This window comes from Neobacillus sp. 114, assembly GCF_030127045.1.
GTDB classification, from domain to species: Bacteria; Bacillota; Bacilli; order Bacillales; family Cytobacillaceae; genus Neobacillus; species Neobacillus rhizophilus.
The window spans coordinates 4,945,692-4,961,607 of record NZ_CP126144.1; the positions used below are offsets into that span (position 1 = coordinate 4,945,692).

The 15,916-nt window shown below is 41.6% G+C and carries 14 protein-coding genes, 1 other RNA gene and 1 other annotated feature; of the genes, 1 reads left to right on the top strand and 14 read right to left on the bottom strand.

The genetic code is table 11. The features are described from left to right. Positions 1-87: 87 nt before the first annotated feature. The 13 genes from QNN06_RS24315 to QNN06_RS24375 all read right to left on the bottom strand — a co-directional run bounded on the left by QNN06_RS24315 (position 88) and on the right by QNN06_RS24375 (position 13,392). On the bottom strand, positions 88-1,038 hold the full coding sequence (locus tag QNN06_RS24315) for an ABC transporter permease (RefSeq protein WP_284036080.1): 951 nt from the start codon (positions 1,036-1,038) through the stop codon (positions 88-90). Next, entirely contained in the window at positions 1,031-1,957 is a 927-nt protein-coding gene (locus tag QNN06_RS24320; RefSeq protein WP_284036081.1) for an ABC transporter ATP-binding protein, read from the bottom strand. The genes QNN06_RS24315 and QNN06_RS24320 overlap by 8 nt, the downstream gene beginning before the upstream one ends. Before the next feature lie 148 nt (positions 1,958-2,105). Beyond that, entirely contained in the window at positions 2,106-2,261 is a 156-nt protein-coding gene (locus QNN06_RS24325; protein WP_241113866.1) for a hypothetical protein, read from the bottom strand. 1 nt (position 2,262) lies between these two features. Then, positions 2,263-3,510 carry a Ger(x)C family spore germination protein gene (locus QNN06_RS24330; protein ID WP_217033755.1) on the bottom strand — a complete coding sequence of 416 codons (1,248 nt, stop codon included), beginning with the start codon at positions 3,508-3,510 and terminating at the stop codon, positions 2,263-2,265. Next, the gene (locus QNN06_RS24335; RefSeq protein ID WP_217033757.1) at positions 3,485-4,594 is read right to left on the bottom strand and encodes a GerAB/ArcD/ProY family transporter; all 1,110 of its coding nucleotides are present in this window, start codon (positions 4,592-4,594) and stop codon (positions 3,485-3,487) included. Before QNN06_RS24335 ends, QNN06_RS24330 begins: the two co-directional genes overlap by 26 nt. Before the next feature lie 7 nt (positions 4,595-4,601). After that, positions 4,602-6,146 carry a spore germination protein gene (locus QNN06_RS24340; protein WP_284036082.1) on the bottom strand — a complete coding sequence of 515 codons (1,545 nt, stop codon included), beginning with the start codon at positions 6,144-6,146 and terminating at the stop codon, positions 4,602-4,604. 102 nt (positions 6,147-6,248) lie between these two features. After that, positions 6,249-7,016: a tRNA threonylcarbamoyladenosine dehydratase gene (locus tag QNN06_RS24345; RefSeq protein ID WP_284036083.1), complete on the bottom strand. Its 768-nt coding sequence runs from the start codon at positions 7,014-7,016 to the stop codon at positions 6,249-6,251. 87 nt (positions 7,017-7,103) lie between these two features. After that, complete coding sequence (locus QNN06_RS24350; RefSeq protein ID WP_284036084.1) at positions 7,104-7,730, bottom strand: nucleotidyltransferase family protein; 627 nt, start codon at positions 7,728-7,730, stop codon at positions 7,104-7,106. Positions 7,731-7,732: 2 nt separating this feature from the next. Beyond that, positions 7,733-8,920: a nickel pincer cofactor biosynthesis protein LarC gene (gene larC, locus QNN06_RS24355; protein ID WP_284036085.1), complete on the bottom strand. Its 1,188-nt coding sequence runs from the start codon at positions 8,918-8,920 to the stop codon at positions 7,733-7,735. A 589-nt stretch (positions 8,921-9,509) separates the two neighbouring features. Next, positions 9,510-9,707: non-coding RNA, 6S RNA (gene ssrS / locus QNN06_RS24360), on the bottom strand. A gap of 67 nt (positions 9,708-9,774) precedes the next feature. Then, positions 9,775-11,544 carry an aspartate--tRNA ligase gene (gene aspS, locus QNN06_RS24365; RefSeq protein WP_284036086.1) on the bottom strand — a complete coding sequence of 590 codons (1,770 nt, stop codon included), beginning with the start codon at positions 11,542-11,544 and terminating at the stop codon, positions 9,775-9,777. Positions 11,545-11,559: 15 nt separating this feature from the next. Then, complete coding sequence (hisS, locus tag QNN06_RS24370) at positions 11,560-12,831, bottom strand: histidine--tRNA ligase (protein WP_284036087.1); 1,272 nt, start codon at positions 12,829-12,831, stop codon at positions 11,560-11,562. 81 nt (positions 12,832-12,912) lie between these two features. Further along, positions 12,913-13,152 (bottom strand) — a binding site (T-box leader). Between the two features lie 63 nt (positions 13,153-13,215). Next, positions 13,216-13,392, bottom strand: a complete 177-nt coding sequence (locus tag QNN06_RS24375; protein ID WP_213120054.1) for a hypothetical protein — start codon at positions 13,390-13,392, stop codon at positions 13,216-13,218. Between the two features lie 165 nt (positions 13,393-13,557). On the opposite strand from QNN06_RS24375, the gene QNN06_RS24380 reads away from it, so the two are divergent. Continuing rightward, positions 13,558-15,345: an N-acetylmuramoyl-L-alanine amidase family protein gene (locus QNN06_RS24380; RefSeq protein ID WP_284036088.1), complete on the top strand. Its 1,788-nt coding sequence runs from the start codon at positions 13,558-13,560 to the stop codon at positions 15,343-15,345. Positions 15,346-15,465: 120 nt separating this feature from the next. Here QNN06_RS24380 and dtd read toward each other — a convergent pair whose 3' ends face one another. Further along, positions 15,466-15,906 carry a D-aminoacyl-tRNA deacylase gene (dtd, locus tag QNN06_RS24385; RefSeq protein ID WP_217033768.1) on the bottom strand — a complete coding sequence of 147 codons (441 nt, stop codon included), beginning with the start codon at positions 15,904-15,906 and terminating at the stop codon, positions 15,466-15,468. Between the last annotated feature and the right edge of the window lie 10 nt (positions 15,907-15,916).

Consider the following 15,916-nt stretch of genomic DNA (forward strand, 5'->3'; position numbering starts at 1 on the left):
CTAAATAGTTTGCCCAGATCATTTCACTATAATTGGAAAAAAGAAGCTGTCTCAACAGCTAGGATGAGACAGCCCTTTTTCATCTGATTATGCAGCAACATCCCGTTTTTTGAACACAAAGAATGCCAAGAATTGAAAAATAACAAAGTAAATAACCAGAATAAAGATTGAAAAATTCATCGTCATCCCCTCGACCATCGGGGTTCCTTCAAAGTACTGCATTAAATTCGTATTAGCAAATAGAATATATTTCGCCCAGGAAAACTTAAGCGACAGCAGCGCGGTAAATTGTGCTCCAGTAAATAATAAGAAAATAGATAAACCGATGGCAAGTGAACTGTTTCGGAAAACAGAAGAAATCATGAACGCCATCGTCGCAAGCATAATCATATCAATGGAGCTTAAACCATAATAGATTAATAAATGGACCACGATATTTTGCTCGGTAACCGTACCGTTATGGTAGTTTAAATATGGAGCGGCATGCTCGGGCATTCCGAATAACAGTGCGCCAAGCGCCGTCGAAAACACAAATAAAATTGCCAGCATGGTCAGCGCAAACAATAGAACAGTCAGATATTTTGATATTAATATTTTGCTTCGATTGATTGGCCGAATCAACAGCAGTTTAATGGTACCCCAATTAAACTCACTCGCTACAATTCCGGCGGAAATAATAATCGTAAACAATCCAGCCAGCGTGATGAGTTCAGATGCTTGTTTGACAAATGACCAAACATTAAATTTTTCCTTTGCCGGAAGATTATATTTAATTCGATAGTCATTGATGGCGATTTCCTCTTTGAAAAAATCCTTTTCTATTTTCGTCCTGCTCTGTTCCATCTGCTTCTTTAAGGCATCGTTTTCTTCCTGCAACGTTTGCTGCCAATTCTTATCCGGACCAGCATTAGAGCCATTTTCTTGGTATTTAAAAAAGGCGCCGACGATGCAGGTTATGACAATCAACAGCGCAATCATGACATAGGTGCCGGGACGCCGAAAAATTTTCATCCATTCATTTTTTATTAAGTTAAACATGGGCTTCCGCCTCCTTTTCTTTCGTTACCTCAAGGAAGCGGTCCTCTAAAGTTTTCGCTGTTTCCTTTATGCCAAAAATTTTGATTTCTTCTTGGACGAGGATTTTAACCAGATTGGGGACATCTTCTTTTGAAAGACTGACAGATATTCCGTTTCGTGACAGATTTGCCTCTGCATCTGGGAAGTTAGCGTGTACGATTGATAGAGCCGTTTCGCTCGGAATTACTTCCAATTCATGGACCGTTTCATTGCCTTGAATGAATTCCTTCACCTGCTGAACATCTATCAATTGCCCATTTTGAATAATGCCGATTCGGTCACACATCATTTCCATTTCGGACAAGAGGTGGCTGGAAACGATGACCGCCATGTTTTTCTCACGGGCCAACAGCCGGACATAATCACGAATTTCTCTTATTCCTGCCGGATCAAGGCCATTTGTCGGTTCATCAAGAATCAATACATCTGGGTCATGTAATAGACATTGTGCAAGGCCCAATCTTTGGCGCATCCCAAGAGAATAGGTTTTCACCTTGTCATGGATTCGGTCCGACAGCCCGACCAATTCCACTACTTCAGCAATTTTCTCTTTCGTAATTCCCTTTGACATTCTTGCATAATGAATCAGATTTTGATAGCCAGACAAAAACTTGTACATTTCTGGATTTTCGACGATGGCCCCAACATGGCGGACGGCGTCTTCAAATTGTGTTTTAATGCTGGAACCGCCAATAATGATGTCCCCGGAAGTAATTCCCATTAAGCCGACAATCATCCTAATAGTCGTCGTTTTCCCGGCACCATTCGGACCCAAAAAACCAAAAACCTCGCCTTTATATACCTGAAAGCTGATATCGTCAATAATCGTTCTGCCTTTAATCACTTTCGTTACATTTTTTAATTCTACGATTGATTCCAAAAATTTTCTCCCCTCTCTTCGAGTGCCCCTACATTTTAACCCATCAGTTAAAATTTTCCTACTAATTCACTAATGATCTTAACTTAATTTTAGGAGGGAATTAAGCGGCTGAAGGTGGAAAGAAACTAGGGCTGGAGACTGAGAATGATTAAAAGATCGAAAAAAACGGAAGGACAACAATAGCCAGGCAAAGGAAAAAAACGGCTATCGCCCCCAATCTTTGTTTATCCTTCCACAAGGTGATGCCAAAACCAAGGGAATAAAAGATAATAACAAACAACACAACGATTGATAGGATTCTCACGTTATTTCTCCACCTTTAAGTTTTTCTTTGGACTTTTACCGAAATCTATTATTTCAACTTCGGGGTATACGGATATTTCTGCTTTTAAATACGATTTCGTCCAATTGAATTTTTCAAATTCCTGATTGGTTCCAAAATATTTCCGAGCGTAAAAAGACAACGGATATGGGGCACCTTTTAATTCTTTTTGTGTTTTTTTCAAAAACTTCTCAAGTTCCGTTTTAAAATGGCTGGCGATTTGCTTTTTTAAGACTTCTTGATTTTTCCTTTTAGCAAAGTCAATCCTCGAGGGATTTGACATAATTTCAAATTTTAAGGGTATGCTGATAAAAATCTTTGGACGAGACCCCTTTAGGTCCATTTTGACTTGATTGTTTTCTTTTTTTATCACTCTAACGGCAAATGATTTTCGTTTGCCTGGAAAGGGATTAGGTATATCAAGAAAAAAATCACTCATGTTTGTTGTATCATCAAGAATATTGACCATACTTGTTTCCTGACCGGTTAACTTTCCAATCATTACTCCGTTTCTAAACACTGCCGAACCGATAAATTGAGTATCATCGAACTCCCCGGATGCATTCAGCTGCCCGGCAAAATATTCATCTTCCCCTTTAAATTTAGGATGCTTTTCCCTAACAGCTGATGTGTTCATCGCTAAAAAAAGGTCGGCTCCTCGATCTGTTGTCTTAAAAAAGCGGAAAAGAGTCGAATCGGGGATCAGACCATTTTCTATACCATGGTCAATCATGTATTGAAAGTACTTATGCGGCCTGGTCTCCATTTTTGGTTTATTTTTCAAAAAATACTCAGCGGCTTTTTCTTTTGAAACTGCCAAATAGGCGTTCATGCGAATTTCTTTATCAAAGACCACGTCATTAATGATATTATAAAATTTTGGATCTTTCGCAAATTCCTCGGAAACCACGATAATCTTTAATAAATCATAACTAATAATTCGCGAGACAACCGAATTTGCCGTCACTTTTGCGGCAATGATATCATTGGCATCAAAGGAAACAATCTCTCTGGGCTTTTCCGTTGAACCGCCGCCTCCTTGCTGACTCCCTACTTCCGGGTTAGCAAGCAGCATTGTCACTTTGATTTTCCCTTTATGGTGAGAACGGTCAAGGCCAAGTCCAATCACATAGGATCTATCCTCCATTTCCTCACGATCCCAGCAGCCTGTTAAGGAAAAAACAATCACGACTATCAACAAAAATTTACATACTGTTTTTGTTTTTTGCATGTTTAAATTCTCCTTTTAACAAGGCAGACAGCCATAATAGCAGGGCAATGGCAGAAAACACGGGACCGGATATCGTCCCAATCAACGGTTTTAGTTCCAGCGCCACCTCAATTGGATTGTTTGGAATATTACCAATCAATAAATAAAGGGTTGCAAGCAGTGGAATCAAGTATTCAAAGTCCTTGATTTTGAAAATATGGCCGAACATCAGGGCAATTATATACAAAAAAGCGGCGAAGCGGATAAAGACTCCCATAACCCAGATAACAAAAAAGAATATTTCGATATTAGGAATATAACCTCCCAGTGAAATATAGCGAATTGTCGTATGAAATGGATAACCCATTCCTCCTAAAGATTGATCCATTAAACAAATGAAAAATAGCGTTGCAACACTTGTTTGAATGCTGACACAAAAATAAGCAATCCAAGTGCCTTTTCGAAATTCATTATTTGTCTTTAAGTAAGGAACGAGCATGGTAAGCATAAAAAATTCAGCAAACATCGAAATTCTTTGCGAGCTATGCTCTAAAATAGCAAGTTTTCCCGCCCCCCAAATTGGCAGCATGGCCTGAATATTACTATCTTGAGTACTTAATAATAACGCAACAATGAAAGTGAGAATGACATAAAAAATAATCAAATAAGAAACCGAACCGATATGCTGAATTCCTTTCTTCGCTCCGTAAGCACAAATTGATATTAAAATGGCATAAAGGACCAACAAGGGTGTCGTATTAAAATAAAATGCCCGTATGATATTGGTATAATCTCGAGAATCAAACGAAATGGCAAATGAGCTGAGGACAAAAACAACAAGGCAAACAAAAAATCCTAAATAGCGGCCAAGTAATTTTTGAATCACATAAAACAAGTTTTCCCCCTGAAATAAAGACATTGTTTTAATCAACAAAAAGAGCGGGATGAAGAAGAATACAGCCGATAAAAGTGGAATCATCCAAGCTGCATTTTGGACCATATTATATAAACCGGCTGGTGTTTCTTCAGTCGCTTTTAAACCGACCATCAAAATCGCGATTGATACATACTCTCGAATACCAAGTTTTCCCGGCTGCTGTTTCATGCTAATCTTAATCCCTTCTTTGTTTAACCATATCTTTCGGCTTTAGATAACCCGGGCGTAACCTTTGCTTCATAGGTACTGGACGGATGATTAAGTCCCTTCCCGAAGAGAAATGCGGGGTCATCGGTGCAAAGTAAGGGACACCGAATGACTTTATTGAAACTAAATAAAAGAGACCCAAAACTATTAATGCCCCCATACCATAAATCCCCATAAAGCCTGCGGCAAAAATAAACAAAAAGCGGCTTAAACGAATCGCAAAATTCATACTGGTATCGCTGATAATAAAGGAACTTAACCCGCTCAAGGCGATGACGATGATGACAATTGGACTGATGATGTTGGCTTGAACGGCTGCCTGGCCCAAAATCAAAGCACCGACAATCCCAATCGTTGGCCCAATCGGAGAGGGCACCCGTAGCCCCGCTTCCCGAATCAGTTCAAAGGCCAGTTCCATCATAAGAATTTCAATGATGGAAGGGAAAGGGACTCGTTCTCTTGTACCCGCCATAGCCATCAACAAATCGGGCGGAATCATCCCGACATGATAGTTTGTTATCGCTATATAAAAGGACGAGGAAAAAATTGAGATAAATAATGCCATAAATCGCAAAAGCCGAATGAAATTACCATACGGTGTCCGCAGGTAATGGTCTTCCGGTGAATGGAACAGGGCCCAAAAAGTTGCCGGGAGAACAAGGCAGTTAGGCGAGTTGGACATTAACAAAACAATGTGTCCTTCTTCTATAAAAGATACTGCCCGGTCTGGGCGTTCCGTGTTTAAAATGGTCGGAAACAACGATCTTGGCCGTTCCTCAAGGTACTGCTCCAATACGCTTAAATCGATAATACTGTCAGTATTCAAAGATTCAAGCTTATCCTTTATCGTCTTCAGCAATTCATCATTCACTAGGTCTTGTTCATAAACGATCAGAACATCATTCCTGGAACGTTTAGAAACAACGTGAGCCTCAATAATCAAGTTTTCATTTTTAATCTTTTTCCGGATTAACGAAATATTATCAACCAGCTTTTCGTTAAAGGCTTCCTTCGCCCCTCTGACAATCACTTCGTTATCCGATTTTTCAATGCTGCGTCCCTGGACTTCCGTTGTTTCAAATAAATAGCATTGAGCATCACCATCTATAAATAGCGCGGTAATACCGCAGGTGACGGTTTCCGTAATATCTCCTATTTGAGTGCTTATTCTCTCAATTGGGAAGGTAACAATATCTTGAATGTCGCTTATTGGCTCCTCGTTTTCAAAAAGAGGCCTGAAAATATTTTTCCATATTTGTTCATTGTCCACCATGGTACAGATGTACAGTACAAATGCTCGGCGATTAAGAGCACGGATAGTGAACTCATGAATCTTGACATCAAAGTTTTTAGGTATGGAAAAAATGGACTTAAAAGTTTCTAAATTTTGTTCATAATGACTGCTTATATCCTGTTCTTTTAAATGAATTCTTTGTTGGTTTGATTGTTCGTAAAATTGAGATTCCGTTTTAAACAAATTGCGAAGCGGCTTTAAAAAGCTTTTTTTCATCATAAACCACCCCACCCAATTTTTTATAGCTTTCCAATTTTAGGGGTATTTATGATTTTTCAGCAAAAAAAAGCCCTAAGCATTTATTGCTTAGAGCCTGGTAAACTATTTCTCATCTGCTACTCGCATAATTTTGATATCTTTTAGTAATTGGCTGACCACATAGCTTGCCATTATTAACCCGCATGCAGATGGCACGAATGCATTAGAAGATGGCGGCATTTTCGCCTTCCGAATCTCGGCTTTTTCGTTTCCAACAACTTTTCTAACATCCTCACGAATAACAATCGGGCTTTCATCTGAGAAGACAACCGGAATGCCTTTGTGAATTCGTTCTTTACGCAATTTTGTTCTAATTACCTTAGCAATCGGGTCTGTATGCGTCTTTGAAATATCCGCAATTTTGAAGCGGGTGGGATCCATTTTATTGGCTGCACCCATACTCGATATAATAGGGATATTTCGCTTTAAACATTCTTTCATCAAATGGATTTTATACATGATTGTATCTGAAGCATCAACAACAAAATCTAACTTGTGGCCGAAAATTTCTTCATATGTTTCCTCTGTATAAAACATCTTTAGGGAAATAACTTCACAATCGGGATTAATATCCTTAATCCGCTCCTCCATAATTTCAACCTTAGGTCTGCCTACAGTGGACAGCAAGGCAATTAATTGGCGGTTAACATTAGTAATGTCAACATCGTCTTTATCTATCAACACTAGACGGCCGACTCCAGAACGGGCAAGCGCCTCCGCGGCAAAAGAACCGACGCCGCCAATCCCTAATACGGCAACCGTGCTGTTTTTCATTATATCAAGGCCTTCTTTACCAATTGCAAGCTCATTACGAGAAAATTGATGCAGCATAGTGTTCACTCCAAAAATTGAATTCGATTTATTTTATTATTTTTTCACCTTAAAAAATATATCATACTTTCCTGAAAACAGAAGCACCTAGAATGATTTTTTTATCTTTTGGATAATATCTTGATAATCCTCATAGGTGTCTGCATCTAAAATGGTCCCTTCATCGTCTATGGGAATTTGGAAATGTTTATCGGCAAACTTAAATATAGCCTTTGCCCCTTGATCTCCAGTTATTTCACCAACATATGAAAACAGCTGTGAAGATATAAAAACTGGATGTCCTGGAATACTGTTGTAGATTGGCTGAATAATGTACTTTGATTGAATTGCGTTCGTTTCCAAGATTGTCTGGATCATTTGTTGTATGGTTGACTTCTTAAGTAAAGGCTGATCGCCCAGAAAGACCATTAGACCGCATGTTTCATCATTGCATTGCTGAACAGCTGTTTTTATTGAACTGCTTAAACCTTCATGAAAATTAATATTGCTAACCCATTCAAAACGCTGATCAGGAATATGTATGGCATCTTTAATTTTATTTTCATTGTGTCCGATTATTGCCATCACATTTTCAAAAGGGAACGATAAAACATTCCTTAGCACCAGTTCAAGCATGGGAATCCCTTGGATAGGCAGCAAAGGTTTAAAATCCTCCATCCTTGAGGAGTTGCCTGCCGCTAACACAACAGCTGTAATGGGAATCAAATGGACCATATTTAATCCCCCATCTGCTCATTCATTGCTAATTTCATGGCATATTGGTAAACCGTTTGAAACGGTACCTTGTGCTCCCTTGCTGCTCTTGCAACATCCTCATATTCCGGAGCTTGGTGGAGGATTTTATTCCCTTTGCAGGCCTGCTTCACCTTAATTTGCCCATAGGGAGTTTCAACCTCAATAAATTTTCTGTCAAGAATATTGCGGCTCCACATGCTTCTTCGGACCCCTAAGGTAGTAGTCTCTTCCAATAAAATTTGTTCACAGCGGTCTGCCTGGTTTAAGGAAACCAAAACGGTTACAAGGGTGCCTGGCCGATTTTTCTTCATGTAAACAGGGGTATAAAAAACATCAAGAGCTCCTGCAGCCAGCAGACATTCCATAGCAAATCCGAGAGCTTCTCCAGTCATATCATCAAGCTGGGCTTCAAGTATAAAAATAGATTCCCTATCCTGATTTGTTTCAGACTCAGGAGGTGTCTGAATGGCCGACGGCGAAGTGAGCAATGCTCGAAGGACATTTGGATGGTCTTTTTCGCTGGCTCCATACCCCACCTTGTCAACAATAAGACCGCCAATAGGCATAAATTTCTTTACAAGCGCCCGTAAGATCGCTGCCCCTGTTGGTGTGGTCAATTCTCCTTGGACGTTTAGGGCTGCAAGCGGAATCCCTTTTAACAGCTCAAGCGTGGTTGGAGCCGGTATCGGGTAAAATCCTTGCGCCGTCATCTTGTGGCCAAAACCTGCTGGAACGGGTGATGCATATATTTCTTCGATCTTGAGGCTTTCAAGCGCCAGGCAAACGCCAATGATTTCGATAATTGAAGAACGCTCAAAATGAAATTCATTGGGGTCAATTCCTTGTATTTTCCCTTTAGCAGTAGCGATTTCATGAAAAATTGCCATACTGTGCTTTTTAACTTTATCGGGTAGGTCACTTTCTTCCATCATCCGTAAAATCTTGTTTCCACTAAGTGTATTACAGTCTGCTGTTGTGGATAAGATTTCTAGTTTTTTTGCAGCAATACCTTGTTTCATAACATTATGTACTTCAATCCCGAAAGACTCTATTGGTAATTTTCTTAAATGGTCAATTATGTAAGAAATGTCTGCTCCCAAATCAATAAGAGCAGCCAAAGCCATGTCCCCGGCAATGCCAAATGTGCAATCAATATAGAGCGTCTTCATGGTTGATCCCTCCTATCCTATTTTTCCAAGCTTTTGGGCTCATATAACCTTTCTACGCTACCGAGCTGATGCATATTCCATGTGATGGGGCTCATATAAACCCTTTATGCTACCCAGTTGGCGCATTTTCCATATGTTCAGGCTCATATACCCCCTCTATGCTACCGAGTTGGCGTATTTTCCATGTGTTTGGGCTAATATAACCCCTCTAAGCTACCCAGCTGATGCAATTTCCATGTGTTTGGGCTCATATAAACTCCTCTATGCTACCAGCTGGCGCATTTCCCCATGTGTTCGGGCTCATATACCCCCTCTATGCTACCAAACTTGCGCATTTTCCATATGTTCAGGCTCATATAGCCCCTCTATGCTACCAAACTTGCGCGTTTTCCTTATGTTTGGGCTCATATAGAACCTCTATACTACCAAACTTGCGCATTTTCCATATGTTCGGGCTCATATAGACCCTCTATACTACCGAGGAGTCGAAATCCCCATCGTCGTGGTCCATTACATATAGCCTTATGCCATTTTTTAAAATAAAAACCTTCTGCCATCCAATGGCAGAAGGTTTGTTTGTAAAAAAACGAAGAGTCCCAATGGTGCCGTCGCTTTTTGATCCTTCGTTTTGATCCCGCACTCAGCAGGGGGGTGTCCTATTCCTGTTATTGTAAGTCCCCTTACTCGCAATGGAGTGGGGCATTTACGCATTCAGAAAACTCCGGACTCCCAAATAAACAATGTTCGGTCAAAACTTCAGGTAACACAACGTACATTTCAGGACTCTTCTTGATTGACTTAATCATAGCATATTTTCAAAGCACCTTCAAGGTGACCATGTAAGCTAATGCCTGCTATTTATTAATTTTTAGTGACAAATTGAGTTCCTGTAATTGGGCCTCGGAAACCTCGCTTGGTGCTGCCATTAGCAGGTCGCTTGCGCTCGCTGTCTTAGGGAAGGCAATCGTATCGCGAAGGTTGGTGCTGCCAGCTAACAGCATCACCAATCTGTCGAGTCCAAGGGCGATTCCGCCATGCGGTGGTGTACCGTATTCAAAGGCATTCAGCAGGAAGCCAAATTGTTCTTTGGCCTGTTCAGGTGTGAAACCAAGAACACTGAACATTTTCTCCTGAATATCCCGTTCAAAAATTCTTAACGACCCGCCGCCTAGCTCATAGCCGTTTAATACAAGGTCATAGGCTTGAGCGCGGACTTTGGAAGGTTCAGTATCTAAGTACTCCAGGTCTTCTCTAAAAGGCATCGTGAACGGATGATGGGCAGCATAATAGCGGCCATCTTCTTCTGAGAATTCAAGCAGCGGCCAGTCTGTCACCCATAAGAAATTGAAACGGCTTTGGTCGATTAGCTCTAATTCCTTGCCAAGCTTTAACCGTAAAGCTCCTAGCGAGTCAGCTACTACACTCTTTTTATCCGCTACAAACAAGAGTAGGTCTCCTTCGGAAGCCTCCAGTGTAGCTTTCAGGGCTGCTGCATCTCCTTCAGAGAAGAACTTTGCAATCGGCCCTTTTAGACCATCAGCTTCTGCTTTAAGCCAAGCAAGACCTTTCGCTCCGTAAACAGCCACAAATTCAGTAAGTGCATCGATATCTTTACGGGAGTATTTATCTGCCGCGCCTTTTACATTGATTGCCTTCACTTGGCCGCCGCTTGAAACTGCCGAAGCAAACACTTTAAATCCAGACTCTTTCACGATTTCAGATACATCCACTAACTCCAAACCAAAGCGGGTATCCGGCTTATCTGAACCGAAGCGGCTCATCGCCTCGTCATAGCCCATGCGCGGGAATGGCACTGCCACCTCTACACCTTTTACTTCCTTCATCAGTTTGGACATCATTTTTTCCATCAAGGCCATAATGTCCTCTTGACTTAAAAAGCTTGTTTCAATATCGATTTGTGTGAATTCCGGCTGGCGGTCTGCACGCAAGTCTTCGTCGCGGAAGCAGCGGGCAATTTGATAGTAGCGTTCTACGCCGCCGACCATCAATAATTGCTTAAACAGCTGCGGTGATTGCGGCAGTGCGTAGAATTCACCAGGATGCACGCGGCTTGGAACTAAATAATCACGGGCTCCTTCTGGTGTACTTTTGGTCAAAATCGGTGTTTCAATATCCAAAAAACCTTCCGCATCAAGGAAGTTCCTGATTTCTTTTGTCACTTGGTGACGCATCTTTAATGTTTCAAAAATGACCGGACGGCGGAAGTCTAAATAACGGTATTTCAGGCGGACATCCTCAGAAGCGTCAGTCCTGTCAGAAATGGTAAATGGAGGTGTTTTTGCCTCGTTAATGATCGTTACCTTTTCTGCTTGAACTTCAATTTTTCCCGTTTTAAGATTTTCATTAATTGTTCCAGGTTCGCGGGCAATGACTGTGCCGACTACATCAAGAACATATTCATTACGGATTTTTTCCGCAGTTTCTAAAGCTTCTTTTGAAACATCCGGATTGAAAACAATCTGAACAATGCCGGATCTGTCGCGCAAATCGATAAAAATTAATCCGCCAAGGTCGCGTCTTCTTTGAACCCAGCCCTTTAATGTTACTTTTTCCCCAACTGCGGTCTCTGGAACTTCACCGCAAAAATACGATCTCCCAAACATGCTAAAAATCCTCCTTTATGCTTTTAAACTTTGAAAATAGTTGACGAGGGAATCCAGTTCAACCTCTACCTGTTCACCTGTCTCCATATTTTTTACATTAATTTTATTGTTTTTTAATTCATCATCGCCAAGTACTGCTACATAACGAGCTTGTAATCGGTCAGCAGCCTTGAATTGCGCTTTAATTTTTCGATTTAAATAATCCCGCTCTGCGGAAAAACCAGCCAAACGAAGCTGCTGCAGAAGGCCGACTGTATAATCCTTTGCTTCCTCTCCAAGTGCGGCAAGGTAGCAGTCAATCCCTTGATTGATTTCCATTTCAATGCCTTCTGCTTTAAGAGCGGCAATGAAACGCTCAATACTCAAAGCAAAACCGATGCCCGGCGTTTCCGGACCGCCGATTTCCTCCACCAACCCGTTATAGCGGCCGCCCCCGCAGAGTGTCGTAATGGCACCAAAGCCCTCGGCATTACTCATAATTTCAAAGGCAGTGTGGTTGTAATAATCCAGACCACGGACAAGGTTTGGGTCAACCTCAAATTCAATATTAAGATGGGTTAAATACTGCTGTACTTTTCCAAAATAAGCTCTGGATTCTTCATTGAGATAATCAATGATGGACGGAGCCGTCTTCATTAGCTCATGGTCGCGGTCCTGCTTGCAATCCAAAATTCGAAGCGGATTTTTTTCCAAACGGTTTTGACAGTCCGAACAAAACTCACCGATTCTTGGTTTGAAATGATTGATTAACGCCTCACGGTGCGTATTTCGGCTCTCCTTGTCACCAAGGCTGTTAATAATCAGCTTCAGCTTTGATAAGCCCATTTCTTTATATAGATTCATCGCAAGCGAAATGACTTCTGCATCAATCGCCGGGTCGTTGCTGCCTAATGCTTCAACCCCAAATTGGACAAATTGGCGGAAACGGCCAGATTGGGGACGTTCATAGCGGAACATTGGCCCCATATAATAAAGCTTGACCGGCTGGCCGGGAAGCCCAAACATCTTTTTCTCCACAAATGCCCGTACCGTAGATGCCGTTCCTTCAGGTCTTAGGGTAATGCTGCGGCCGCCACGATCTTCAAAAGTATACATCTCCTTTTGAACGATATCGGTCGTGTCACCGACACCTCTGGAAAAAAGGTCCGTATGTTCAAAAATAGGGGTTCGGATTTCCTGGTATTGATACTTTTCACAAAGTTCTCTTGCCTTTTTCTCAATCCTTCGCCACAGCTCCACTTCGCCAGGCAATATATCTTGCGTTCCTCTTGGTATGTTAATCGACATAGTCGAAGACCTCCTTTGTAATGATTTTTTATGTATGGATGTTTTTAGGCAAAATAAAAAACTCCCATCCCTTGTATAAAAACAAGGGACGGAAGTTTATTCCGCGGTGCCACCCTAGTTGAAGCGCGCTGAAGTTCAGCGGCTTCCTCTCAAACAGTTAACGCCTGTCACGTTCTTCTCCTAATAGAGGGAAAACCTTTTTCAGAGAGAAACCTACGGAGTGTTCATTCATTAAGATTCATGCAAAAATGCTTTCAGCCCAGGGCATTTTCTCTCTTTTCATGGATTGACTTAACTACTATGCTCCATCATTGGTTTTATGCAAATAATATTTTGATTATTTAATAATAATACGGAGCAACAGCAACTTTTGTCAAGCAAGTTTTAAGATCGCTCCAAACGTTTTTTTAGCTTTCTAACATCCCTCATCGTTAATCCAAATTCAGATGCAAGCTCATAGGAACCAGAATGCTGTTCTTTTTCAATAAAATCATGGAAATCCATTCCGAACAGCCGGCCATTCATCGATTGGATGTTCATTCCCTTGTCACTTGACCGCATCGCAAATCCCCCCTGTTAAACTTCCTTTTGTGTTTATTATTTCCATCAGTGGAGAAAAAATTTCATGCTATTTCGTTTTTTCGAAAAAGGTTACCCAAAAATGACCATTTAAGGAATGATTTTCAGTACATTTTACGTTAAAATAAAATGGTAAAGGAGGAAGATATGCACAGAAGGTTAAGTCTGCTATTATTATCTATCATTCTTTTTTTGGGGGCCTTCCTGCCTGAAGGAAAAAGCAGCGCTGCAAGCGGCAGCGTATCGATTGCTGTGGATTCGCTTAATGTCCGCACCGGACCCGGTTTAAGCTATCCATTATTGAAGCAAGTGAACCGCGGCGAAACATTTCCAATCGTAAAAGAACAAGGCGAATGGATACAAATTCAAGTTTCCTTTGCCAAAACTGGCTGGGTAGTCAATTGGCTCGTAACAAAGGATAATGAACAAACAGCCAAGGCCGTCCCCTCTTCCAGTCAATCTGCTGCAACTGCCAATTCCAATCAACTAAGAATCCGAACCGGCCCAGGGACAAGCTTCCGCGTTATCGGTTCTTTAACAAAAGGGCAAGAGGTTAAGGTAATTGACCAAAATGAAAATTGGTACAAAATCTCCTCAATGTTCGGAGAGGGCTGGGTTGCGAAGGAATTTATTGATTTAAAAGCAGCGGGTCAGCAGGAAAATAGTTCAACTACTAATGCTGGCAGTAAAACAAGTACTCGTGCCGGTACCGATACGGGCAGTGTAATTGGCGACACGTTAAATGTAAGGCAGTCACCAGATGCAGCAAGTCCGGTTATCGGGAAACTGACAAAAGGGACAAGTGTGGCGATTTTATCCCAGCAAAATAAATGGGTACAGGTTAGCTATTTAAATGTGAAGGGCTGGGTCAGCGCTGAATTTATTAACCTTGATTCAGAGGCCTCAAAAAATACAGCTAAAAGTAAGCAAACAACCGGTATATCCGGTTTGGTTACGGCAGATAGTTTAAGAGTTCGCTCCGAGGCCACTTTAAATTCCTCAGTCATTGGAACAGTTACAAGAGGACAGCGCTTTACTATCGTTGAAGAGAACAATAACTGGGCAAAAATAGAGTTGAAATCCGGCAGCTTCGGCTGGATATCCGGTTTTTATCTGGATAAGACAGGAACAAAAACCTCTGCGGATGCTGGCCAAACTGTAAAGGAAAATGCCATCAGCATTCTGCAAAATGGAACTAACATCCGTAAATCGCCTAGCGTACAATCAGATGTAGTGGTGCGTGCAAATGAAGGAGAAACTTATTCTGTCAGCAGCGTGCAGAATGATTGGTATGAAATTAAACTTAAAGATGGAAGTACTGCTTATATAGCCGGCTGGGTCGTCTCGGCTAACGGCTCTGCACCGCAGATTGAGAAAGCGGGAGCAGAAGGGTATTTGAAAAATAAAACGATTGTCCTTGACCCTGGCCACGGCGGCGGAGACAACGGAACAACGGGAGCGGGCGGGACATTAGAAAAGGATTTGACACTTCGGACTGCACGTCTTTTATATGATAAATTGAAGGCAGCCGGAGCAAATGTTTATCTTACAAGAAACAACGATTCCTTTATCTCCCTGCAGTCACGGGTTGGAATGGCCCATTCATATAATGCCGATGCGTTCGTCAGTCTCCATTATGACAGTGACTTAGATCGAAGCGTGCGCGGAATGACAGGCTATTATTATCATGTCTATCAAAGAAATCTGGCTGACACCTTATACAACGCTGCGGTAGGACAAGCTAAACTGAAAAATCGCGGAGTTCGCATTGGCGATTATCATGTCATTCGGGAAAATAATCAAAAAGCTGTGCTTATGGAGTTAGGTTATTTAAGCAACCCGGAAGAAGAAATGACTTTGAACTCAAGCACTTACCAAGAAAATGCAGCATCAGGGTTATACGAGGGACTTGCAAGATATTTCAAGGCAAATTAAATGAAAACTCACCGATTGGCGAGTCCGATAGGACGGTTCATGAGGCGTAGTTGAATTTATACTTTCCTATTAGCTAAAAGAGACTGACCAGGTCAGTCTCTCTTTAATTCTTTAAAGCAGTTATTTACTTTCGACAATTAACGTTACCGGGCCGTCGTTAGTTAACTGCACATCCATCATTGCGCCGAATACGCCGGTTTCGACATGAACGCCTTTTTCACGCATTAAGCGGTTAAAGGCTTCGTAGATTTGGATAGCATACTCGGGTCTGGCTGCTCCAATAAAACTTGGCCTTCTGCCATTTCGGCAATCACCATATAGGGTAAATTGGGACACGGATAAAATTTCCCCGCCTGCATCAAGCAAAGACAGGTTCATCTTCTCATTTGCATCCTCAAAAATCCGCAAATTGACAATTTTGTCGGCAAGATAGGCAGCATCTTCTTCCGTATCGTCATGTGTGACACCGACAAGCAGGACGAGTCCCTTGGTAATCTGCCCCGTCACCTCGCCGCCCACTGTCACTTTGGCTGCTTTGCTTCGTTGAACTACTACTCGCATCACAAAAACT